Genomic DNA, 23,037 nt, shown 5'->3' with positions numbered 1-23,037 from the left:
GTGGGAGCGAGGGAGAGGTCAATGATGCCGAAGGGGACACCGAGGCGCTCCGAAGCCATTTCACCCACGAGCTGGCCGGCGCGCGTGACCTTGAAGGCTGCCTTCTTGACCTCTTCGGCGACCTCGTTGAGGGTGGCGCCCGCAAGGGAGCCGAGCGCGCGATCGACCACGCCCGGGCCCGATACACCGACGGAAACGACGCAGTCCGGTTCCTCAATGCCGTGGAAGGCACCGGCCATGAAGGGGTTATCGCCCACGGAGTTGGAGAAGATCACGAGCTTGGCGCAGCCGATGGCGCTGCGATCCTTGGTGAGCTCGGCAGCTTCCTTGATGATGCGTCCCATCTGTGCCGCGGCATTCATGTTGATGCCGGCGCGGGAGGAAGCGATATTCACCGAGGAGCAGACCAGGTTTGTCTCTGCCAGGGCTTCCGGGATGGAACGGATAAGCGCCTTTTCGGCGGTCGTTGCGCCCTTTTCGACGAGCGCGGAGTAGCCACCGACGAAGTCAACACCGGTCGCTGCGGCAGCGCGATCCAGCGCGCGGGCAACGTCCACGGGGTTTCCTTCGATACCGGCCACGATGAGCGCGATGGGGGTGACAGAGATGCGCTTGTTGACAATCGGGATGCCGAGCTCGGCCTCGATTCCCTCGCACACCTCAACCAGGTGTGCGGCGCGGGATGTCACGAGGTCGTACACGGCCTCGGCGGTGGCTTCCATGGTGGGGCGTGTGCAGCCGAGCAGCGAAATGCCCATAGTGACGGTGCGGATATCGAGACGGTACTTCTCGATCATCTCGATGGTGTCGAGAATGCTGGCGGTATTGAAGCGGTTAAGCATGACTGGTTATCGTCCCTAAATCTCGTTCATTGCGGTGAACAGCGCTTCCGACTGCACGCGAATGGATTGCTTGATGGACTCACCGACGGTGTTCATCCGCTCCTGGAGCTGCTGGATGCTGACCTCGTTCTCATCGAATTCGACGCGCAAGATCATGGTGAAGTACTCAGACATGAGCGTCTGGGAGACGTCAACGATATTGACGTTAAGTTCTGCGAGGGCGGTGGACACGGCGGAGATAATGCCGGTGTTATCGACACCGGTAACAGTCATGATGGCGATCATGACTAGATTGTAGCCTGTACGTTTTTCCAGCTGCCCTGGGGTCCTGCAGTGAGATCAGATAGCGCGTACGGTGGCGCACATGACTGATACGACAACAACTGCACGCAAGAAGGTTTTGTACATCGGCGGCCACGGAAAGGTTGGGCTTTTGGCGGCGCCCAAGCTTGTCGACGCCAACCTCACCGTCCATTCCCTTATCCGTAGCCCCGACCAGGTCGCTGATATTGAAGCCCTAGGCGCCACCGCAGTGGTGCGCGATCTCACCGAGCTTTCTGTTGAGGACTGGGCAGAGCTTTTGGCTGACTATGACGTCGTCGTGTGGGGCGCTGGAAACGGTGGCCGCGCGGGTGCGGAAGTGACGTGGGCAGTCGACCGCGATGCGGCACTTGCCTCCATCGCTGGCTTGGAGAAGCTAGCGGAGGAGGGGAAGCACACCCCGGCCTACGTGATGATTTCCTACATCGGCGCTACGGAGAACACGACCGATCCTTCCGATGAGTCGTGGTACGCCTACGTGGAGTCCAAGAAGGCCGTAGACAATAAGCTGAATTCGACGGATCTCAACTACCTCATTCTGGGTCCTGCAGCGCTCACGGAAGAGCCTTCCCAGGGCATCACTGTGCTCGATAGCGATGCCGAGCGCACCAGCGATATGACGACTTCCCGGGAGCTTGTCGCCGAGGTTGTCGCTGAGGTTGCTCGCCGCGATAGCTTCCCGGCCTCGCCTCTGGAGTTCATCGATGGTGAAGGCAGCGTTAAGGACATCTAGGATGCAGGAGACGCCGCGGCGTTAAGGCCAGCACTTACTTGCTCGCGGGTCAGACCGTTGTGCAAGCTCGCCTGGCGAAAAGGTTTAGTAGCGAGGTGGGCGGCGATGTACCACCCCGTGGTGTGCTCGAAGGTAGCTTGGCTTTGGAAGCGCACCACGGCAATACCTTGCTCGCGGAAGGCCCGGGGAGACGTGTGGGATTCAAACTCGTCGCTGATGATTTCTTGAACCGTGCCGTCGGGGAGGAAGAGGCGCACCTTGGCTTTGTAGTAGTACTCGGTGGGATCGGCATGCGGCACGTGCCGACCGGTCTGCCAGATCTCGCTGAGCAGAGCGGGATAGTACTCAATCCAGCCTTTTTCTGCGGCGGTGCCCAGTCGGCGTGCGCCCCACGTTGAACTGCGAATGGACCGAATCTGTCTACCTGCCGCGACCACGAGCACGAGGACAAAGACTGCGACGGCCAATCCCTGCCACCCCGAGCTGATGGACGTATCTTCGCCGATAATGGCTGATATCGCGATAGCGAGTAGCACTACCGCCACGATGAGCTTGGTCCGCAGGTTCTTCCATCCAGATGTGGATCGACCCGGCAATGGCCCAGCCGCTGCAATGGCGCGACCGACGGCAGCTGTCGTAGGAGAAGGGTTTGGCGAAGATACTTCCCTTAAGCTACGAGGAATGAGCCTTTCGGAGTATTCATGATCCGGAAAGTCGAAGGGGGCTATCGCTTGCTGAGGCATTGTGGTGGGCTCCTGAAGAAGGTGGGGCGTCCCGATGGCACGCTGTTGAGCGTTAACCTTTTACCCAGTTCTGCTCAGCAAAAGACAGCGCCGCCTCGATGTTCTTCTTGCGCAGACCATGCTGGAGTTCTAGTTGCGGTTTGTCCGAGTCGGCGCGGTATCCCACCACACTCCAGCCGTTATTGTGGTTGAAGTCAACGGTGGCGACGAGGGGACCGTCGGCGAGCAGCCGGCCGCGAAGCTTCAGCCAATTCGGGTTCGGAGCGACGAACTCCGCTGTCATGGCCTTTTTCAACGAGCCGTCTGGCTGCAAGATGAGTATCGGGGCGGTGTAATAGTAGTCGGTGTTGTCGTTGTAGTCGACGCGGCGCTTGTAGACGAGCTCCCCGATTAACGCAGGACGGTACTCAACCCACCCATTCGCCCAGGCGGTCCGCAACCTAGTTCTCCTTCCCCAGCGACCCCGCACGAGCATGACTCCGACAAAGATGAATACCATTGCGGCAAGCCCGTTGATAATGCTGGCTATTGGTATCCCGCCGTTCGTTCCGTCTGCGCCCGGAAATAGGACAAAGAGGAATAGCACATGGAACACTGTGAAGAATAGGGACATGACACCCATGGAGATGAAGATGAATCCAAAGATGATCGCGCCGAGATTGGCTTGGCCGATCGGTCGCCCGACACTATTGATAGCTTCGCGTATACCGCTGCGGTCCACGTTAGGGTTCGGCTGCTGATCATGCTCCTTTAACTCCTTAGGCGCGAGGGAGCCTGCGCTGACTGCATCAAATTTCAGCGGTGACCGAGGCAATTGAATAGAAGATTGCGTCATGGATCACAGTGTAAAGGGGTTAGAGCTGCCTTTCTCGTCGGTTCAACACCTAATGGGGAGTAGGACCCGTGTTGGGCGGCGGGCCAACCAATCGAACAGCGGCTTAGCGCGCCCAATGCTGTTCGGCGAAGTGGAGAACGGCATCAACTTGGCGGCCGGTGAGTCCATTGGAGAGTTCCGCCTCCGAGCTCGTTCCGTCGGTGCGGTAAGCAGCGACGGTCCAGCCATTATTGTTCGCAGTATCCACGGTAGCGATCCGGGAGCCCTCTGCCAGTGCAGCGCCACGTGATCTCAACCAGTTCGGGTTGTTTGCGCGGAACTCACCGGACATGGCCTTCGCCAGTGCGCCGTCTGGTTGAAGGATCATGAGCGGCGCGGAGTAATAGAAATAGGTCCGTTCACGATCATCGGGACCTTCGGTTTTGCTGCGCAGGTAAACCAACTCACCGATGAGAGCGGGACGGTATTCTACCCAGCCATTGCGCCACGCGGTGCGCAAACGCCGAGCTTTACCGATTTCCTTGAGGATGTTCCACAGGCTCACAGCGACAAAGGTCGCGCTGAGGAAACACAAAATGATAGGGATTAGCGAAAATATGCCGATGTCAGAGAAGCTGAATCGCGGAGGACCAAAATCACCAGCGAAGAAAGAGAACGTCATGTTGCACATAAATAGTCCAACTAGACCTATGATGACCCAGACTGCCAGGTCGCTGAGCTTCAGGCGCCCAGGCTGGGGCCCAGCCTCCTCGATGACCTCGCGAAGACCTGAATTGTCCATTCGCGGGCTCGGCTGAGCATCGTGGGCACGCTGTTCTTTCGGGGCAAGCCGGGGTGTGGCGTTCAGACTAATTCCACACTGCGTCCGCGGAAGCTGTAGGGGAGTATGGTCCATGCGCCACAGTGTAGCGTCAACCACACTCCGGCACTGAGTGTTAAGCGCTTAGTGATCGGCGTGTGGGCCACGAATCGATTGCTCTACTAAGGACAACACCTGTTCTAGATTCTTCGTGTCCCCGAGGGCCAGGCGGTTGATAAAACCGTCCATGAAGGTCTCCAGATAAGTTACGAGGGTATCGATGGAGACGTCGTCGCGCAGCCGGCCCTTCTCAGCGTTTGATTCCAAGCGCGCGCGAACCGCCTTATCCAAAACCTGCTGCTCTTCATGCCACCGAGCAGCGAAGGAGGGATCGGTGCGCAACATCGAGGTCACCGCGAGTCTGGTGGCGAGCCAATCGTGGCGCTCTGGGTGACGCAACATCTCGCTCATTACCTCAACGAGACCGTTGTTTGCTACAACCTCGGCTTCGCGGGCCGCGTCTTCCCGGGCCAGGGCCAAAAAGAGAGACTCTTTATCGCCGAAGTGGTGAAAGATAGCCCCGCGCGATTTGCCCGTGGCTTCTTCGAGGCGTCGAACCGTGGCACCTTCATAGCCGTGCTCAGCGAAGCATCTGCGTGCACCGACCAGAATGTCATGGCGGCGGCGGTTCAGTTCGGAGTCGCTCATAATCGGCATGGTTGGGGAAAGCTCCTTAAAGCACGGCTGGGGGTAGACAGGTGACAGAAGTATGAGGGGATGAGGGGGAGAGAAGCAGAAAGGCCAGCCAGCACTCGATGTTGCTAGCTGGCCTATCCGCCTAACTATGCAGGCCGCACCGTATCCGGGGAACCTGCATGGTGGGCAAGGGTGGTTTAGGCCTTGACCATCTGGCGCAGAACGAACTGCAGGATGCCGCCGTGGCGGTAGTAGTCGGCCTCACCAGGCGTGTCGATGCGAACCTTGGCATCAAACTCAACGGTCTCGCCGGATTCCTTGGTGGCGGTTACGTGAACCGACTTCGGAATGCCGCCCTCGTTGAGAGCCTCGATACCTTCGATGTCAAAGGTTTCGGTGCCGTCCAAGCCGAGGGACTCGTGGGACTCGCCCTCCGGGAACTGCAGCGGAATAACGCCCATACCAATGAGGTTCGAGCGGTGGATGCGCTCGAAGGACTCAGTGATGACAGCCTTCACGCCGAGCAGGTTGGTGCCCTTAGCAGCCCAGTCACGGGAGGAACCGGTGCCGTACTCCTTACCAGCAAGGACAACCAGCGGGATGTCGGCTGCCTTGTAGTTCTCGCAGGCGTCGAAGATGAAGGCCTGCGGTGCGCCTTCCTGGGTGAAGTCGCGGGTGTAGCCACCAGCGACGTCGACCAGCTGGTTCTGGAGGCGGATGTTAGCGAAGGTACCGCGCATCATGACCTCGTGGTTACCACGACGGGAACCCAGGGAGTTGTAGTCCTGGCGCTCCACACCGTTGGCATCGAGGTACTGAGCGGCCGGGGTACCCGGCTTGATGGAAGAGGCCGGGGAAATGTGGTCGGTGGTCACGGAGTCACCAAGCTTGGCCAGGACGCGAGCGCCCTTGATGTCCTGAACGGGCTCCGGCTCAGTCGGCATGCCGTCGAAATACGGTGCCTTGCGGATGTAGGTGGAGTCCTCGTTCCACTTGAAGGTCTCGCCCTCCGGAACGTCCAGGCTGCGCCATGCGTCGTCACCCTTGAACACGTCGGCGTAGTCAGCCTCGTAGAGCTCGCGGGAGATGGCCTGCTGGATGGTGTCCTCGATCTCCTGCGGGGAAGGCCAGATGTCCTTGAGGAAGACATCGTTGCCATCCTGATCCTGGCCCAGCGGCTGGGTCTCGAAATCGAAGTCCATGGTGCCGGCAATAGCGTAGGCAATGACCATGATGGGGGAAGCCAAGTAGTTCATCTTGACGTCCGGGGAAATACGGCCCTCGAAGTTACGGTTACCGGAAAGCACCGCGGTAGCAGCCAGATCATGCTCGTTGATGGCGTTGGAGATCTCCTCCGGCAGCGGGCCGGAGTTACCGATACAGGTGGTGCAGCCGAAGCCGGAGAGGTAGAAGCCCAGGGCCTCCAGATCCTTCCACAGGTCTGCGCGCTGGAAGTAGCCATCGACAACCTGGGAACCCGGAGCACAAATGGTCTTAACCCACGGCTTGGACTTCAGGCCCTTTTCAGCAGCCTTACGTGCGATAAGACCAGCGCCGACCATGACGGACGGGTTGGAGGTGTTGGTGCAGGAGGTGATGGAAGCGATGGCAACCATACCGTGGTCCAGCGTGTACTCGCCGCCGTTCGGGGAGGTGACGGTCACCGGGTTGGACTGGCGGCCGGAGCTGCCCTTGGCAGCGGACTCACCCTCGCCTGCGCGGGATTTGTTCAGGCCACCGGTCACGTCAACGAGGGAGTTCTCGTCGCCGCCCTCGGCGGTCATGCGCTTGGCCTCAACGGTGGATTCGTCGACGACGACGTCACCGGAAGCGTAGGTTGGCAGGTCCTTACGGAACTGCTCCTTGGCCTCGGAGAGGAGGATGCGGTCCTGCGGGCGCTTCGGGCCAGCGATGGACGGCTTCACGGTGGACAGGTCCAGCTCGAGGTACTCGGAGTACTCTGCCTCCGGAGCATCCTGCTCCAGCCACATACCCTGAGCCTTGGCGTATGCCTCGACGCGGTCGATCTGCTCCTGCGGGCGGCCGGTGAGCTCGAGGTACTTGATGGTCTCCTCGTCGATCGGGAAGATTGCAGCGGTGGAGCCGAACTCGGGGGACATGTTACCGATGGTGGCACGGTTGGCCAGCGGCACGGCCTTCACGCCGTTGCCGTAGAACTCAACGAACTTCTGAACCACGCCGTGCTGACGCAGCATCTCAGTAATAGTCAGAACAACGTCGGTAGCCGTCACGCCGGTCGGAATCTCGCCGGTGAGCTTGAAGCCCACGACGCGCGGGATCAGCATGGACACCGGCTGGCCCAGCATCGCTGCCTCTGCCTCGATGCCGCCAACGCCCCAGCCCAGGATGCCTAGGCCGTTCTCCATGGTGGTGTGGGAGTCGGTACCAATACAGGTATCCGGGTATGCGAGACCGTCGTTGTCGAAGACCACGCGGGAGAGGTACTCAATGTTGACCTGGTGGACAATACCGGTTCCCGGGGGAACAACGCGGAAGTTGGAGAAGTTCTCAGCACCCCAGCGCAGGAACTGGTAGCGCTCCTGGTTGCGCTCGTACTCGATCTCAACGTTCTTCTCAAGGGCCTCGGTGGAGCCGAAGGCTTCGACGATGACGGAGTGGTCAATAACCATCTCGGCCGGGTTGAGCGGGTTCACCTGGTCCGGCTTGCCGCCGAGTGCGGTGATTGCCTCACGCATGGTTGCGAGGTCCACCACGCAAGGGACACCAGTGAAGTCCTGCATGAGAACGCGGGCCGGGGTGAACTGAATCTCAGTATCCGGCTCAGCGGACGGATCCCAATTGGCCAAAGCGTTGATGTGATCCTTGGTTACGTTCTTACCGTCCTCGTAGCGCAGCTGGTTCTCAGCCAGAACCTTGAGGGAGTACGGAAGCTTCTCCAGGCCCTCGACTGCGTTGATGTCAAAGTAGTCATAAGACTTACCGTTGACCTCAAGAGTCTTCTTGGCGCCGAAGGAGTTCAGGCTTTCAGTCATAAGGAGCTCCATTCCTTGCTTTTCGCTTGTGGGTTATCGAACACTTGTCGAGGGTTCGTCGAACTATCCGACTAGCACTGACCCTTCAGGGGGCCAGGCGTGTCGACGATCTTTGAACGCGCATGTTCTCTAATACATTGTAGATGTAAGAACCCTCGGTCGACACCACTATAACAGTACGCGCGTTCTGTTTCATCCATTTTGGGGGTAGCGGCGCGTCGCGAAGCTTGTCCGGGTCCGGCGGTTTAGGCTCGACCACGAATCTGGGGAACCGAAGCGCTACAAGACAACGAGGAGTGGCAGATGATCCCGGCGGACGTAAATGTAGACGATATTGCCGCACAGCTGTCAGCCGACGGCGTTGCCTTCTCTAATCCGGAGCTGGCGCTTGACGACGACCTCCAGGCCCACATCTCAGCCTCATTACAACCCGGACACGGTATCGCAGTGGTTGACGTCTTCCCGGAGAAGATTCCGGATCTCCGCGACTTAGCGACAACCCTCCAGCAACAGACAGGGCTAGACACCGTCATCCTGCAGGCGCCCATGAAGGTCTCCGCGGTGAGCAATTCTTATGACCGCGCAACCTTGGAGGCGGCCGAAGATGCGTTGCCAACCGGTCTCGATCAGGTCACGCTGCTCAATGATTTCTATGCCACCGCTGACCATTTTTCGGCACCATGGGGAATCATTCTGGGGCTCCTTTTCTGCCTCGCTTCGGCCGTCGGATGGATAGCCTTCCGCGCGTCTGCTCGGCACAATTTGATCGCCGAAAAATAGGCGGAATAACTACGGCGCGCACTTCGCTACTCGTTGGGGCTTGACGGCAGGGGGAGTGGGGAAGTGGCAAAAGTCAACCACTATCCCTTTACTTTCGAAGCGGGGGAGTGGTTTGCGTCGCGCGCCGAACGGCAAGTTATCCGTGATTGCGGGGCTTGCCAGGCCGTGAAATTTCACCGAGGGTCAAATGGCCCGCTAGAGCATCGTGCCCCAGTCCGACATGAAGGACGGATGTAGCAATCTGGGGCAATCACGAGAGCGGTCGGTGAGACAAGCCTCAAGGCGTGACGCCACACACGCACTGACAGGCCGACTTGGAAACAGACCTTGGGAGCGGGCGTTACCTAAAAGTGACAAACATCACAATCACACCTTGGTAACAAAGTCATTGCAGGTTAGGTGCTCCTGTCATGCCCTGTGGCCGCACGTGGCTGATGTGAAAGTTGAGGAAAGTGTGCGAGATGGCGTGTCGGTGACGTATGGTTCACGTATCGACTCACGGGTTGACTATTGCTCCATACGTTCATGGACCAAGCCTTGACTCTCAATTGATTTGTCGCACGGGTATGTGGGGAAGCACGCCACGAGCGAAGGGAACAGTTGGGGTTCACCGCCTGGTGGATGAACGTCGTGTCGCTGCTGACGCGAGTAGCAGAACAGTTTGCTCGAGGCAGTCGGTACCAGTGTTCAACTTTTAAAAATCGAAACACCTACCTTCCGAGTGGAAGAGGCTTCACACACTTCATTGTGCGCGTCTTTGTAGCGGGCAAGAAGCGGCCGTATGCTCTTCCGGTTTCCGGTTGGGTGCCAGCCATGGAGGCGGGCACTTGTGCCATGTGGGCGCGAGTTGCTTCTTTCACGAGCGCGGCGTCCAGCGAGGAGGAACCGTGAGAGACGTGGCCCTCAGCCAGAGGTGTGCCCCTTCGTCGTCGGATCGCGGCTAGTCCTAGGCGTACTCGCTATCGAGCGAGGGACGCTCTGCAACTGGAAGATTGGGTCGGCGGTCTGATGAGACGTTGGTGCATACACAGCGCCCGCGCAGTACCTTTAGTGTCTCCGTTGTTGGCAGGACACAGTGCCCTTTAGGGGCACGAACGCAGGAATACTCCTGCCTGCGCCAGGACGTACATGCCTCGTTCGACCACTCTTGTTCGCGTATCCATCACCGCTTCATCAGCCTCGAAGGCGTAACTCTAGGAAGCGCACGGCTTTCCTTAGGCACGCATGCAACCTTTCAGCTTCGAAGTGGTGGGGGAGGCGACGCACCCCGCAGTACCTACTCGCTATCGGCGAAGAAGCAACCTCAAGTCTCGGCGGCGTTTTCTGCTGCCGCATCCGGCTTCGCCCAGCCATGAGGAAATACTGTAGGGATGCACAACTACATGGGTAGGTGTCTAGGAGATAACTCTCGTGGCCACCACATCATCCTTCGGCTTCCGGCGCTTCAAAGCAGCCTTCGCTGCTATTGCGACCACTGCAGCCTTATCTACTGCCTCCTCGCTCACTCCTGCAGTGGCGGCGGAACCTGAGCAGCTCAACATTGACTCCCTGCTATCCTCCGATAATCCGTCCATCGCTGACCTCGCCGGCGCTATCGCGCAGATCGAGGAACGTATCGCTCAAGCTGAAGCGGCCATCGGTATCCAACGCGAATCTGTGAACCGGGCGCTCGTCGATCTCAACGACGCTCGGACCAAGGCGGCCCAGGCACGCCAGGGGACCACGACGGCGCGCGAGCAACTCGACGCCGCGCAGGCGGATGTCGCGGATGCGCAAGCAAAGTTGGACGAGGTCTCACGTTCGGCCTACCGCCGCGCCAATACCTCCGACACTGTTGCGCATGCAGCAGGTAAGGATGCCCGCTCGGATATGCTTGAGCGTCAGTCCTATCTACGTTCACAATCCGATAAGCAACAGGCCGTGTTGCGTGACTTGGAAAAACAGCGGACGGAAAAGGCCAATAAGGAATCTCAGCTGCGCAAGACCCAGCAGCTTGCTGAGGAGCGCGCAGACCGGGCCGCTGATGCCGAGACCGCAGCACGCGATCAGCTCACCGCCTCCGAAGCCTCCATCAAGGATTCGGCATCCGAGCGCGATGATCTTCTCTCACAACTCTCCGCTCTCCATAAGGCCCTCAATCAAGCTAAGGAGGTTGACGAAAATGAAGCGTCAACCCTTGAGGCTGGAACAGAAGTCAACGATGAAGCGTTGACATCGGAGGTGCAGGGCGATACGCAGGACGCCACCGAGGCCGCCGACGACGCCGATGAGCCCACGGTAGCCCCGTCCGAGCCCGCCAGCACAACGACTGCCGCCGAGTCCACGACCAACGCGCCGGCTGGCCCTTCGGCCTCTGAAGCCAAGACTCCTACGCTCCAAGCACAGCGCTCGACCCCTGCGGCCTCTGCGGAGGAGATGAAGGAACTTTCAAGCGCTGCAGACGCGGTTGCTTCGGATCCAAACGTGCAGGAGCTGTCTTCTACTCGCGCAACGGGCTCTGAGAAGAAGGAGACAGGGCAGCCCCGAGGTGGCAGCTCTTTTGATCCGGGTGACATCGATCCTGAGACTGTTGCCCTCGGCATCGGCGTAGTTGGAACCGTCGCCTCGATGGTGGCGGCGTCCCAGCCTAACCACAACAACAGCTTGACCCAGGACGAGATCGACGCGCTGGTGCAGGGCTCTTCGAAGCTCTTTGCCCTTCAGGGCGAAGGGGAGAGCACGGGATCCACGGCGGCGGGATCCACCGAGACGTCGACAAGTGATTCGGCATCCACGATCACGTCCACTGAGGACGAGGATTCTCTTGCCTCCGATCTGTCCGGCGTCCTCGAAGAGCTTGATACAACCGACAGTGTGACGAAGAAGGCGTCCGCGACGCTGGGCGACGCCTCCCGCGAAGCGAAGATTGAGACCGTGATTGAGCGTGCCACCTCTCAAGTCGGTGTTCCGTATGCGTGGGGCGGCGGTGACGCAAATGGCCCTACCAAGGGCATCCGTGATGGAGGCGTTGCAGACTCCCACGGTGACTACAACAAGGTTGGTTTCGACTGCTCGGGGCTGGTTCTGTATGCCTTCGCCGGCGTGGGTATTTCCTTACCGCACTACACCGGATACCAGTACCAGAAGGGAACGAAGATTTCCCCGAGCGAAATGGAGCGCGGCGACCTTATCTTCTATGGCCCTAGCGGCAACCATCACGTGGCTATCTATCTTGGTGATGGCACCATGGTTGAAGCCCCACAATCCGGTCAAAACGTGAGTATCACCCCCGTACGCCAAGGCGGCATGGCCCCCTATGCCGTGCGCCTGATCTAGGAGGGTGCGTTGCTAGACTGGGCTGCATGACTGACACACTGCGTACTGCCCAGGGCAACGCCCACAGCACCGATTCGGTGCCCTCCTCATTTGACGCCCTCCTCGTTCTTTCTTTCGGTGGCCCGGAAGGAAACGAGGAGGTCGTTCCGTTTTTGGAGAACGTTACCCGCGGCCGTGGCATCCCTCGTGAGCGCCTCGAAGAGGTGGGGGAGCACTACTTCCATTTCGGCGGCATAAGCCCTCTCAATGCATTGAATCGAGAGATCATCGCTAATATCTCTGCGGAGCTTTCGAGCCGCGGACATAATCTGCCTGTCTATTTTGGCAACCGCAATTGGCATCCCTTTGGAACAGAGGCCGTTGACCAGATGGCAGCGGACGGAGTGCGCAGCGTCGCCGTGTTTGCCACCTCGGCCTGGGGCGGCTACAGCGCCTGCCGGCAATACAACGAAGACATCGTTGCCCTGCGTCAGCACGTTGAGGAGAACAACCTTCCAGACATAACCTTCACCAAGCTGCGCCAGTTCTTCGATCACCCGAAGTTTGTAGAGGAAATGGCTGCCGCTGTCCGGGAGGCCTACGCGCAGGTTCCGGACGACAAGCTGGCTCGCACTCGCATGCTCTTCACTGCGCACTCGGTGCCCACGGCACACGATGCGGTTGGAGGTGCCGAAGGGGATAAACATATTTACTCCCGCCAAGTGGCGGAGGCCTCTCGCCTCGTCGCCGAGGCGGCCGGCGTTAAGGACTATGACCTCGTGTGGCAATCGCGCTCTGGTAACCCGGCCACACCGTGGCTGGAACCAGACATCGTAGACCACACCACACGGATCCACGATGAGGAAGGCGTCGACGGCGTCGTCGTCTGTCCCATCGGATTCATCTCTGATCACATGGAGGTTATCTGGGATCTCGATTCCGAGCTCAAGCAGGCCGCCGATGCGATGGGCGTCAGTGTCTACCGCACCCGCACCGCCGGGCCGTCTGAGCGCTTTGCATCGCTGATCGTGGATCTGATCGAGGAACTAGAGCAGGGCAGTGTGCCCGCGTCCCTCGGCGAGGTCACAGTGCAGGGGTGCACGGTCAACGGCGAGCCCTGCGCCGATGGTTGCTGCGATATTTGGTCGCTGCGCAAGCCTCACTAGCGTGCGAATTCGCTTAACGCGTAGGCCACTCCCGCCATGCGCGCTTGGCGGATGTGGCGCCACAGGCGCAGAAGCTGCGGATCGAGGCTGTGGTCTTGGACTCGATCAGTCACCGTCTCGATAATGGCAGCAACCCGGTCAGCCCGAGCAAAGAGCTTTGCCGCACGCCCCGGCACCGCTGAGGGCAAGCCCGGGGTGTCGTAGAAGTCGCTCAGCGTACCTACGGTCAGCCGCGGGTTGGGGAGAGCATCGCTGCGATACCCCGTTGCTTCGATGAGAGAGGCCGATTCATTCGTTGCAGTGCTCAGCAGCGCATCCGCTTCTCCTGGGCTCAGCCACGCGGGCGAGGGCAACGGGTCCGTTTCCTCAATCACCGTCCACCGCGTCACACCTGCGATGTAGGTGGGGATAAGCACTAAATTCCTATCAGGATCGTTGGTGCGCACAACGATGGCGCCGGCCGGGTTTTCGACCGCAGCTTGAGCGGACTCGGATCCCGCCGGAAGAGCCGGCGCTTCGCCGGGCCCAGAAAGGACCAGCCGCAGCAATGGCTCGCGTTCACCGCGCTCGATGATCGCGGCCGACTCGCGCCTTAGAAGTGACATAACATTAACGAAAGGCTTACCGTCAGCGGCTACTTGCTCGCCGCCAAGCTCAGTGAGAGCGTCGAGGAAGTCATCGGTAGATTCCTGGCCCCACAACCACGCTCCAAGCCACACGGCAACGTTTTGTAGAGGGGACCAGACTTCGGCGCGCATATCCATGGCTGGACAGTGTAGACGATAGGGTAGACCGCTATGAGCTTGAATTCCCGGGACCCCTATGGCGGCGATATTTTTGCCGGACATGCACGCAACAAGAAGACGGAGTACCCCGAGGTACCCGCAGAACCAGGCATGGTGGTCGAGGTTCGCGGTGATGATTTTGTGGGAGCGGTCTTAGGCGTTGACAAGACCGTGTGGGGCCCAGTAGTGCGGCTCGAGGATCGGCACGGAAACGCACGTGTCTTCAAACTCGTCAAAGGTGGATTTTTATTGGAGGGGCAGCCGGTTACGCTGACCCGCTACGTCGAAAAGCAAGCACCCCGCAAGTCCAATTCAGGATCACGCCGCGTGGAAAATGTGGAAGCGAAGGTAGCCGCGCCATCACGCATTTGGGTCGAGGGCATCCACGATGCCGCCATCGTGGAAAAGGTGTGGGGCCACGACCTGCGCGTGGAAGGTGTGGTCGTCGAATACCTCGAAGGTCTGGACAACCTCGAGGAACGTCTCGCCGAATTTCAGCCGGGCCCTGGACGCCGCGTAGGGGTTTTGGCGGATCACCTTGTCGAAGGATCGAAGGAGACGCGGTTGACGCAGACGGTCGGCGAGCACGTGCTCGTTACCGGGCATCCCTTCATTGATATCTGGGCAGCAGTCAAACCTGAGCGCCTCGGGCTGCGAGCCTGGCCGGACGTGCCCTTTGGAGAGGACTGGAAGACTGGCATCTGCCGCCGTGTTGGATGGTCTGACCCTAAGGAAGGCTGGAGCCGCGTCTACAACGCCGTGACGTCATTCCGGGATCTGGATTCCACGCTGATCGGTGCGGTAGAGCGGCTCGTGGACTTCGTCACCACACCGGAGCTGAGCAAAGAGGATTTACTCTAATCCGCATTTGCTCGGTCGATGAGGTTGACCGCCAGCTGGCAGCCGGCGGTCTCTGCCGCCCAGCCCGCAGCTTGCAGGCGTTGGGACATCGCCTGTTTGGATATGCCCAGTTCTTCAGCGGCCTCATTTTGGTTCAGCCCGCCGCGTACCAGCGAGGTGGCCTCGCGGCCCTCCATCGTGCGCTTGTTCAAGACAAAGCCTAAAAGGGCGAAGGCCGCCGCAATATCCTGCGCTTGCTGTGCCCGCCCGCGACGATCCACCTTGGCGTAGACGTGCCCCGCACGAGCGGAGCCTTTGACCGCGGCGGTAGCCACCGCCCGAGTTTCGGCGTCACCGGCCCCTTGGCCGGGGATAACTCCGATGCCGATGGCCCAATCACCGTCCGCGAGCAGCGCCATCACAACATCGCAGACTGCGGAAGAAGAATAGGCCACGGCGCAGATATCCTCGACACCGAGAACCTCGAATTCACCAATGCCTTCCAGGGTGGACAAGGCAGCGGCGGAGCGTTGAACCAAATCAGCTCGGCGTACCGAGCGGCCGCGGTAACGGGCGTGAACTGCTAGCACAGTGCGGGACTCCTTCCAGAGAGAAACAAGGCCCAGTCTACCCCTTGCGCTTGACCGAGCCGCGCGTTCCGGGGGCAAGAGGCAAACGCGTGTCAAGAATGAGCCCCGCGGCCCCGAGCGCGGCCGCTAACAGGAAGGCGACAATGGTGTAGGGGCTCGTGGAGCCGGTGAGCGCATCCCCGAAGAAGACGCCGATGGCGGTCGTGGGGATAGAGCCGATGAGCGTGGCTACGGAGAAGTGCATGACCGAAATGGGAGTCAGCGCGGCGACATAGTTGAGTAAGGAAAAAGGAACTCCCGCCACCATCCGCAGTGACGCTACAGCCAGCCAGCCGCGCCGGTCGAGTCGAGCGTTGATTGCGTACACCGCTGGGTGCGTGAGGTGCGGACGAATCCACTCACCGAGCAAGCTGCGCACAATGAGCAAGGAAACGGTAGCGGAGATGGTCAGCGCCACGAGAGAGATGGCCAACCCCAGCCACGGACCGAAAAGCAGGCCAGCGGCGAGCGTCCATACAGTTCGCGGGATGGGAAACTGCGTAAAGAAAACATAGGCCCCTGTAAAGGCCACAACGAACCAAGGCCCAAGGTGCTCCGACCACGAGCGCAGCACGGCGAGCGAGGGGACGTCGACAAGCACGGCACCTACAATCAACGCCGCGCCGGCAACGATTACTGCTGCCCACCGCTTCCAGCTCCAGCGACGAAAGCTCTGCCATGCCGATCGTCCCAGTGACACGATGAAGTCACCGACGCTGCGCACCCAACCAGTTTTCATAGGGCTTCAAGCCTAGCGCTACAAGGCTGCTGATCCCTCATTCAGGCTGCATGAAGAATACTCGCGCCCAGCGCTAGCGGGGAGGAAATAAAAGCAGATATCAACGCCGTCTAGGGAGGGGCTGGCAGTTTCGCCCCAACTTGCTGGCAAGCCCCAATCCAGTGCATACGATATGGACTTCGCGGAGGATACTGAAGAGCGGTGCGCATCCGCACTGCTTTCTTTTCGTGTCTGTCCTGACACCGATGATCTTTTTGGAGTGGATCTTGGACTTTCTTCATAACCTCACGTCCTATATGGACGCGGCCACCTTACTCGAAGCGTTCGGGCCGTGGGTGATTGGCGGAATTGCGCTCGTTGTATTCATCGAATCAGGCGTGCTCTTTCCGTTTCTTCCGGGAGACTCCCTTTTGGTGACCGCCGCGATTCTGCGCCACGATCTTCATGTCTCACTGTGGCTGCTTATCACCGTGGGTATCGTGGCTGCTATTGCAGGTGATCAAGTGGGCTATTGGATTGGCCACCGCTTCGGGCGCGGCTTGTTTCAGCAGGATGCACGGCTCCTCAAGTTGGAGTACCTTAACACCGCGGAGAATTTTTTCCGCAAGCACGGCCCTCTTGCTTTGGTGCTGGGACGGTTCGTTCCGATCGTGCGCACCTTCATTCCGGTGGCTGCCGGGACGGCCGGGATGCGCTATAAGAAGTTCATTGGCTGGAATGTCAGCGGGGCAGTGGCTTGGGTGCTTTCTATGAACCTCGTCGGCGTCTTTCTGGGCAATATTCCGGGCATCGCCAACTCGATTGAGAAGATCATGCTGCTCATTATTGCGCTGTCAGTAGCTCCCATTGCGATCAAGGCAGTACACAGCTACGTCACGTCGAAGAAGAAAGCCACGGTGGTCGAAGAGCGGGAACCCACTATTACTACAGCGGGATAGGGGCTTTAGGGAGCCGCCAGGTCGGGGCGGCCGCCCGCCGATGGGCTACCCCCGGGCCGGACATACGAAAGCAGGAACCCCGTGTCTCACATCATCTTTTCCGATGGTGCGAAACACGGGGTTTCGGTTGTGCCCGAGGGGGGACTTGAACCCCCACGTCCGTTAATAGGACACTAGCACCTCAAGCTAGCGCGTCTGCCATTCCGCCACCCGGGCTAGGGTGTTTGTTCAGCCTCTCGGCTGGGCACTCGAATACTGTATCCCGAACCGGTGCCACTTCACAAATCAGCACTACACACCATGTTTTCACGTTACTTTTAAGGGTTGAAAACACACCGGTGGAAGTACGTTGTTCGTTAGCTCTTGCGAGTTCCGGACGGTGCACCCGCAAGCCCTGTATATGGCGTCTGCACCCTAAATCGGCGCGCTGAATATAGCTTTCCGGTACAAAGGGATCTATGACTAGCAACACTTCAGATACCACCGTGAACTACGCCACTGACTCTCGTTTCCCGGGCCCGGACCCTTACGCACCGTTGGGGGAAGTCCCCAGCTTCACCGTGACGTCCTCTGACATCGAGGAAGGCTCAGAGATCGCGGAGCGTTTCCGCGCGCCTGAGAATGTGTCGCCGCAGCTGTCGTGGTCCGACGTACCGGAGGGAACTAAGTCCTTCGCCGTCACCTGCTTTGATCCTGACGCCCCAACGGGCTCAGGTTTCTGGCACTGGGCGGCCTTCAACATTCCTGCCGATGTCCGCGAGCTACCTACTGGTGCCGGCTCTGCTGAAGACCTCGGCCACGACGGTGTCATCAGCCTGCGAGGCGATAGCGGCCAACGCGTCTACTACGGACCCCAGCCGCCAGCCGGGCATGCTCCGCACCGCTACTTGTTCGCCGTACACGCCGTTGACGTAGAGACGTTGGATATTGATCCAGACGCCACCCCGACGGTCCTCGGTTTCAACCTCTTCTTCCACACGCTTGGCCGTGCGGTTACCTGGGGTTGGTACGAAGCCCACTAAAGGGGCCAATTACACTCATCACAATGAGTAAGAATCCGGAGACCAACCCCACCACTGACGGAGTAGATATCCCCGCCGCCCTGCGCGTGGGCGGCGCCTTCATGCTGCTGGCCGCCGTGCTCGCGCTATTCGGGCTCGTATCCATATTTACCGACGGCTGGGGAGCTACCTTCGAATGGACATGGCGCCGCCTGGCCATTGTGGGTGCGGCGCTTCTCGTCGGCGCATTCAGCACCCAACGCCGCGATCAGCGGGGCAGCCGCGAGCAAATCATCGCCCTGGTCCTGGCGCTCGTCCTCATCATCGCCAGCCGGGCGCTTCCCAACACGGTTCTCACGACGATGGGCCAGTACGTGGTCTTCCTGTACGCCGTCGCAGCAGGGTTGTGTGCGGTCATTATCCGTCGCACCTTGCGCTAGAACCGCGGTGGCGGGCTAGTCCGCCCATCCCAGGCCGGAACCTACAGCCTCCGAGATGTTGCTCAAGCCGTGAGCGTGAATCTGCTGGGCAATGCCACGGTGGATGTCGCGGATCCAATCCGGGCCGCCGTAGATCAGGCCGGTGTAGCCCTGCAGCAGCGAGGCTCCTGCAGTGATACGCTCCCACGCCTGCTCCGGGGTGGAGATACCACCAGCCGAGATCAGAACCAGCTTATCGCCCACGCGGGAGTGGAGGCGCTGCAGGACCTCGAGCGAGCGCGCAGCCACCGGAGGGCCGGACACGCCGCCGGCTCCCATCGCCGCGACCTCCTCAGCCGGGGTTACCAACCCCTCGCGTGAGATGGTGGTATTTGTGGCCACAATGCCTGCTAGTCCAACCTCTACGGCCATATCAGCTACGGCATCAATATCTTCATCGCTGAGGTCCGGTGCAATCTTCACCAAGACCGGCGAGGACGTCGATTCCACCACGGCCTCCATGATGGGGCGCAGGGATTCCACCGCCTGCAGGTCGCGCAGGCCCGGGGTATTAGGGGAGGAGACGTTGACCACGACATAATCGGCCAGATCCCCTAACACTGATGCGCATTGGCGGTAGTCATCCACCGCATGCTCAGCTTCAGTGACTTTGTTCTTACCGATGTTGATGCCCACGACATCGTTAGAGCGGCGCTTGCGTAGGTTGCGGGCAGCCACCAGCGCGCCCTCGTTGTTAAAGCCCATGCGGTTCAAGATGGCCTTGTCAGCCTTGAGCCGGAAAAGTCGGGGAGCTGGATTGCCCGGCTGCGCCTTCGGGGTGATGGTGCCGAGCTCGGCGTATCCGAAGCCGATGGGGGACCAGACGTCGGCAGCCGCCGCATTCTTATCAAAACCTGCGGCCAGCCCCAGCGGGCGCGGGAAGCGCACGCCAAAGACCTCTTGCGCTAGGACCGGATCAGTGACCGGTACGATCTTGCCCAGCGCACGGTTAAGCGGCGAGGCGACCTGAAGCGCGGCGAGACCGCCATTGATGATGCCGTGGATACGTTCCGGGCTGAGTTTGAACATTCCCTTCAACGCGGCCTGGTAGGCCGCGTGGCGGGCACGGTCAAGGGCTGAGTACTGCATGCGGTGTCCTTAAAAAGAAGTGAAAATCAAAAGGGGCGGGATGGTGAAAGTTAGCGGGGTGTCTCGTCGAGTTGCGGATCGCTGATGAACTGGAGGCCGTCACCGCTAGCTGAGGCGGTGACGAGGGTGCCGTCGCCAAGCACGGCAACGTTCTGAGCGTCCGCCACCGTGGCCATGCTGCCGACGGACTCCGGAACACCCGCAGCGACGGTGAAGGCGTGCAACAGATTGTTGTCAGTGGTGGTCACCCAAGCCAAGGAACGCTCTGCGTCCCAGGCCACGCCCCACGGCGTGCCGTCGATGTTTCCGTACTGGTGTAGGCGGATGACGTCGCTGGCGGTGTAAATGGCCACGCGTTTGCCCACGGTGTCTGAAGCTACAACCACGGCGCCCTCACCGCCCGCGATCTGTCCCACGCCCTGGCCCGAGCGAAGGCGTCCGCCCGCGCGATCCTTCTCCCAGTCCAACGACTGAATTGTGGAGTCCTCCCTGAAGATGCGGACGATGCCGTCGGCGCCATCCGGATTGGGGACGGAGATGAGCTGATCCGAGCCTGCTTCCACCGTGATATCGCTGCTACGTTCACCGTCCACGTAGACCCCGATAGTCGTGGACTCCCCAGAGCCCACAAAAACCTCGCCGCTGGAGGCCTCTGCGGCCACCGTCACCGGCGTCTCCTCATCCACTGCTAACTCCTGGGGGGAATCCGGCTTCTGGGGATCAAAGAGCAGTACCTTATCCCCACAGGCGAGAAGGAAGTGCTGGTCGGAGGCAGTCAGGTCGCCACATTTCGCATCGACGGATACTGTGGTGGCCTTCTCCTCGGAGAAGTCATCGGCGGTGCCTACGGCGAGTGACTCATCGGTGCGAACTGCAAGGACGTCACCGACTGCGGCGAGATCCGACACGGCATCGAAGGGGACGACGTTGCCCACCGGCTTGGTGGCCGCCGGGGAGGAGGCGGGTTCGGCCTTGCCATAGACCGCGGAATTGGGATCTGCGCCAACACCAACCGTGGGATTGCAGGCGGCAAGAGCGCAGGCGCTGGTGAGAAGGGCAGAAGAAAGCAGAACACGACGCATTTTCACGATCCCTCATCCTAGCAGTCAGCGTGGTGGAAACCGGAAGCCATGGACCGCGCTAGTAGGCTGTCGCGGGTGACTACAACAGCGACAACTGAAGCCATGACATGGATGCAGGTCATCATCCTCTCCCTCGTCCAAGGCCTCACCGAATTCCTGCCCGTGAGCTCTTCCGGACACCTGCGCATCGTGTCCACCCTGTTTTGGGGCCAAGACGCAGGTGCCTCCTTCACTGCGGTCATCCAGCTCGGCACCGAGTTGGCAGTGATCGTGTACTTCGCGGGAATGATTTGGCAGATCCTCAAAGGCTGGTTCATAGGCCTCGTGCACAAGGAGCAGCGCGGCCAGGATTATCGCATGGGATGGATGGTCATCGTCGGTTCTATCCCCATCGGCATCCTGGGTGTGCTGGGCAAGGACCTGATTAGGGATAACCTGCGCAACCTGTGGATTACCGCATCTATGCTTGTGCTCTTCTCTTTCGTTTTCATCATCGCCGAGAGGGTAGGGAAGAAGGAACGCAGCTTCGAGGAACTGACGATGCGCGATGCCATCGTCATGGGCCTGTGCCAGTGCTTGGCACTTATCCCAGGTGTCTCGCGCTCGGGAGGAACGATTTCGGGCGGCCTCTTTTTGGGCTTGGATCGCGAGGTGGCGACGCGCTTTAGCTTCCTCTTGGCCATTCCTGCGGTCATGGCTTCGGGGCTGTTTTCGCTTGGCGACGCCTTCGGCCCCACCGTGGGGCAGTCTGCCACCGGCGCCCAGCTGCTCGTCGGCACGCTCATCGCATTCGTCGTCGGCTATGCGTCTATTGCGTGGCTGCTGAAGTTCGTGGGCAGCCACTCCTTCGAATGGTTTGCGGCCTACCGCATTCCTGTCGGGCTTCTCGTCATGCTGTTGCTGGGCCTCGGGGTTCTTGCCCCCTAACCGGCCATGCGCCCGCGGCGGTGGGACCACACGTTAGGATGGTGCCCATGCAATCTTGGCCTGTCCCGCACATCGATTCCGTCCCTGGCGCCCCGTCGCCGCTTCACCTCTATGATTCCGCTGATGAAGAGGTAAAGAAGCTCAACATCAAGGGGGAGACCGCCACGATGTATGTCTGTGGCATTACCCCTTATGATTCCACTCACCTGGGCCATGCAGCGACCTATCTGACGTTTGATCTGATTTGCCGCCAATTGCTGGATAACGGCTACACCGTGAATTACGCCCAGAACATCACCGACGTGGATGATCCGCTCTTCGAGCGCGCTGAGCGCGACGGTGTGGATTGGCGCGAACTGGGCACCTCGCAGATTAATCTTTTCCGCTCGGACATGGAGCTGCTCTCCGTGTTTCCGCCTCAGCACTTCGTCGGAGCGATGGAGGCCATCGACGAGATTACGGTCATGGTGCAGGCGCTTCTCGACGCCGATGCAGCCTACGTTGTCGACGATCCTGAGTTCCCGGACATCTACGCTTCCATTGAGGCCACGAAGAACTTCGGCTACGAGTCGAATTATTCTCGCGAGCAGATGGAGACCTTCTTTGCCGAGCGCGGCGGTGACCCGGACCGTCCCGGCAAGCGGGATCCTTTGGATGCGCTCATTTGGCGCGCCCACCGCGAGGGCGAGCCCGCCTGGGAATCTCCGTTTGGCCCGGGGCGTCCGGGCTGGCACATCGAGTGTTCCGCCATCGCGACCAACCGGCTCGGGTCCAGCTTTGATATCCAGGGCGGCGGATCGGATCTGAAGTTCCCGCACCACGAATTCTCCGCGGCCCATGCGGAAGCGGCGTTGGGTGTGGAGCGGATGGCCCAGTCCTATGTGCATACCGGCATGATCGGCTTGGACGGCACCAAGATGTCGAAGTCATTGGGCAACCTGGTGTTCGTCCACAAGCTCGTCGAGGCTGGCGTCGACCCTTCGGCCATCCGTCTCGGTGTCTTCGCCGGCCATTATCGAGCCGACCGCGACTGGTCCGATGCGGTCCTGAACACCGCGCAGGAGCGGCTGGAGCGCTGGCGCGCGGCTTCCCGCACGGCAGGCAACGTGGAGGAAGTCAAGGAGGTCGTGCACCACGTACGTCGTGCCTTGGCCGACGACCTCGATACGCCACGTGCCCTTGAGGTTATCGATCAATGGGCAGATAAGGCACTGCAGGATGGTGCTCCGGATGAGGAGGCGTCCAGCTTGCTGCGCACTGCACTTAATTCTCTGCTGGGCGTGCGCCTCTAGACAACTTCAGGCA

General features: G+C 60.1%; 22 protein-coding genes and 1 tRNA gene. 10 read left to right on the top strand and 13 right to left on the bottom strand.

Annotated elements, in window-relative coordinates:
* Together HMPREF2993_RS12405 and HMPREF2993_RS12400 are read right to left on the bottom strand one after the other, a co-directional pair.
* Positions 1-842, bottom strand: an 842-nt coding sequence (locus tag HMPREF2993_RS12405; protein ID WP_141758313.1) for a DUF711 family protein, incomplete at its 3' end; no start/stop codon positions are given.
* Positions 843-857: 15 nt separating this feature from the next.
* The gene (locus HMPREF2993_RS12400; protein ID WP_010186707.1) at positions 858-1,127 is read right to left on the bottom strand and encodes an ACT domain-containing protein; all 270 of its coding nucleotides are present in this window, start codon (positions 1,125-1,127) and stop codon (positions 858-860) included.
* 79 nt (positions 1,128-1,206) lie between these two features.
* On the opposite strand from HMPREF2993_RS12400, the gene HMPREF2993_RS12395 reads away from it, so the two are divergent.
* Positions 1,207-1,896 carry an SDR family oxidoreductase gene (locus HMPREF2993_RS12395; protein WP_046649125.1) on the top strand — a complete coding sequence of 230 codons (690 nt, stop codon included), beginning with the start codon at positions 1,207-1,209 and terminating at the stop codon, positions 1,894-1,896.
* Here the strand turns inward: HMPREF2993_RS12395 and HMPREF2993_RS12390 are convergent.
* The 5 genes from HMPREF2993_RS12390 to can form a co-directional block, all read right to left on the bottom strand.
* Complete coding sequence (locus tag HMPREF2993_RS12390) at positions 1,893-2,432, bottom strand: hypothetical protein (RefSeq protein ID WP_246822443.1); 540 nt, start codon at positions 2,430-2,432, stop codon at positions 1,893-1,895. The two genes, HMPREF2993_RS12395 and HMPREF2993_RS12390, sit on opposite strands and share 4 nt — an antisense overlap.
* Before the next feature lie 259 nt (positions 2,433-2,691).
* A complete protein-coding gene (locus HMPREF2993_RS12385; protein WP_046649127.1) occupies positions 2,692-3,474 on the bottom strand; it encodes a hypothetical protein in 783 nt (260 codons plus the stop codon).
* Positions 3,475-3,577: 103 nt separating this feature from the next.
* The gene (locus HMPREF2993_RS13930) at positions 3,578-4,018 is read right to left on the bottom strand and encodes a hypothetical protein (RefSeq protein WP_246822442.1); all 441 of its coding nucleotides are present in this window, start codon (positions 4,016-4,018) and stop codon (positions 3,578-3,580) included.
* A gap of 399 nt (positions 4,019-4,417) precedes the next feature.
* Complete coding sequence (locus HMPREF2993_RS12375; RefSeq protein WP_049157671.1) at positions 4,418-4,990, bottom strand: TetR/AcrR family transcriptional regulator; 573 nt, start codon at positions 4,988-4,990, stop codon at positions 4,418-4,420.
* Between the two features lie 176 nt (positions 4,991-5,166).
* A complete protein-coding gene (gene can, locus HMPREF2993_RS12370; RefSeq protein ID WP_204370977.1) occupies positions 5,167-7,983 on the bottom strand; it encodes an aconitate hydratase in 2,817 nt (938 codons plus the stop codon).
* A gap of 303 nt (positions 7,984-8,286) precedes the next feature.
* Here can and HMPREF2993_RS12365 point away from each other — a divergent pair, with 303 nt between their 5' ends.
* From HMPREF2993_RS12365 to HMPREF2993_RS12355, 3 genes are all read left to right on the top strand, one after another.
* The gene (locus tag HMPREF2993_RS12365) at positions 8,287-8,763 is read left to right on the top strand and encodes an Rv1476 family membrane protein (protein ID WP_049157675.1); all 477 of its coding nucleotides are present in this window, start codon (positions 8,287-8,289) and stop codon (positions 8,761-8,763) included.
* Between the two features lie 1,410 nt (positions 8,764-10,173).
* Complete coding sequence (locus tag HMPREF2993_RS12360; RefSeq protein ID WP_070702618.1) at positions 10,174-12,078, top strand: DIP1281 family NlpC/P60 protein; 1,905 nt, start codon at positions 10,174-10,176, stop codon at positions 12,076-12,078.
* A gap of 26 nt (positions 12,079-12,104) precedes the next feature.
* The gene (locus tag HMPREF2993_RS12355; RefSeq protein ID WP_070702616.1) at positions 12,105-13,223 is read left to right on the top strand and encodes a ferrochelatase; all 1,119 of its coding nucleotides are present in this window, start codon (positions 12,105-12,107) and stop codon (positions 13,221-13,223) included.
* On the opposite strand, the gene HMPREF2993_RS12350 is transcribed toward HMPREF2993_RS12355, so the two are convergent.
* Positions 13,220-13,987 carry a hypothetical protein gene (locus HMPREF2993_RS12350; RefSeq protein WP_049157678.1) on the bottom strand — a complete coding sequence of 256 codons (768 nt, stop codon included), beginning with the start codon at positions 13,985-13,987 and terminating at the stop codon, positions 13,220-13,222. The genes HMPREF2993_RS12355 and HMPREF2993_RS12350 overlap by 4 nt on opposite strands.
* A 33-nt stretch (positions 13,988-14,020) precedes the next feature.
* Between HMPREF2993_RS12350 and HMPREF2993_RS12345 the strand changes: the two genes are divergently transcribed.
* Positions 14,021-14,869, top strand: a complete 849-nt coding sequence (locus HMPREF2993_RS12345) for a DUF3097 domain-containing protein (RefSeq protein ID WP_070547421.1) — start codon at positions 14,021-14,023, stop codon at positions 14,867-14,869.
* On the opposite strand, the gene HMPREF2993_RS12340 is transcribed toward HMPREF2993_RS12345, so the two are convergent.
* Both HMPREF2993_RS12340 and HMPREF2993_RS12335 read right to left on the bottom strand, forming a co-directional pair.
* Positions 14,866-15,438: a hypothetical protein gene (locus tag HMPREF2993_RS12340; protein ID WP_046649134.1), complete on the bottom strand. Its 573-nt coding sequence runs from the start codon at positions 15,436-15,438 to the stop codon at positions 14,866-14,868. The two genes, HMPREF2993_RS12345 and HMPREF2993_RS12340, sit on opposite strands and share 4 nt — an antisense overlap.
* Before the next feature lie 37 nt (positions 15,439-15,475).
* Complete coding sequence (locus HMPREF2993_RS12335; RefSeq protein ID WP_070702614.1) at positions 15,476-16,216, bottom strand: TVP38/TMEM64 family protein; 741 nt, start codon at positions 16,214-16,216, stop codon at positions 15,476-15,478.
* A 296-nt stretch (positions 16,217-16,512) separates the two neighbouring features.
* Between HMPREF2993_RS12335 and HMPREF2993_RS12330 the strand changes: the two genes are divergently transcribed.
* A complete protein-coding gene (locus HMPREF2993_RS12330) occupies positions 16,513-17,154 on the top strand; it encodes a DedA family protein (RefSeq protein WP_046649180.1) in 642 nt (213 codons plus the stop codon).
* Positions 17,155-17,284: 130 nt separating this feature from the next.
* Here HMPREF2993_RS12330 and HMPREF2993_RS12325 read toward each other — a convergent pair.
* Positions 17,285-17,370 (bottom strand) — tRNA-Leu (locus HMPREF2993_RS12325).
* A gap of 242 nt (positions 17,371-17,612) precedes the next feature.
* On the opposite strand from HMPREF2993_RS12325, the gene HMPREF2993_RS12320 reads away from it, so the two are divergent.
* Positions 17,613-18,176 (top strand): YbhB/YbcL family Raf kinase inhibitor-like protein, encoded by a 564-nt coding sequence (locus tag HMPREF2993_RS12320; RefSeq protein WP_070702612.1) that lies wholly within the window; start codon positions 17,613-17,615, stop codon positions 18,174-18,176.
* 23 nt (positions 18,177-18,199) lie between these two features.
* Positions 18,200-18,595 (top strand): hypothetical protein, encoded by a 396-nt coding sequence (locus tag HMPREF2993_RS12315; RefSeq protein WP_046649137.1) that lies wholly within the window; start codon positions 18,200-18,202, stop codon positions 18,593-18,595.
* Between the two features lie 15 nt (positions 18,596-18,610).
* Here HMPREF2993_RS12315 and HMPREF2993_RS12310 read toward each other — a convergent pair whose 3' ends face one another.
* Both HMPREF2993_RS12310 and HMPREF2993_RS12305 read right to left on the bottom strand, forming a co-directional pair.
* On the bottom strand, positions 18,611-19,723 hold the full coding sequence (locus HMPREF2993_RS12310) for a quinone-dependent dihydroorotate dehydrogenase (protein ID WP_070547423.1): 1,113 nt from the start codon (positions 19,721-19,723) through the stop codon (positions 18,611-18,613).
* A gap of 50 nt (positions 19,724-19,773) precedes the next feature.
* Entirely contained in the window at positions 19,774-20,805 is a 1,032-nt protein-coding gene (locus tag HMPREF2993_RS12305; RefSeq protein ID WP_046649139.1) for a hypothetical protein, read from the bottom strand.
* 75 nt (positions 20,806-20,880) lie between these two features.
* Here HMPREF2993_RS12305 and HMPREF2993_RS12300 point away from each other — a divergent pair, with 75 nt between their 5' ends.
* Together HMPREF2993_RS12300 and mshC are read left to right on the top strand one after the other, a co-directional pair.
* Positions 20,881-21,732, top strand: coding sequence for an undecaprenyl-diphosphate phosphatase (locus HMPREF2993_RS12300; protein WP_180963872.1), 852 nt, complete (start codon positions 20,881-20,883; stop codon positions 21,730-21,732).
* Between the two features lie 47 nt (positions 21,733-21,779).
* Positions 21,780-23,024: a cysteine--1-D-myo-inosityl 2-amino-2-deoxy-alpha-D-glucopyranoside ligase gene (gene mshC, locus HMPREF2993_RS12295; RefSeq protein WP_070702610.1), complete on the top strand. Its 1,245-nt coding sequence runs from the start codon at positions 21,780-21,782 to the stop codon at positions 23,022-23,024.
* Positions 23,025-23,037 lie beyond the last annotated feature (13 nt).

The sequence above is a fragment of the Corynebacterium sp. HMSC068G04 genome (assembly GCF_001814885.1).
GTDB classification, from domain to species: Bacteria; Actinomycetota; Actinomycetes; order Mycobacteriales; family Mycobacteriaceae; genus Corynebacterium; species Corynebacterium hiratae.
This window is presented reverse-complemented; position numbering and strand designations above follow the sequence as displayed.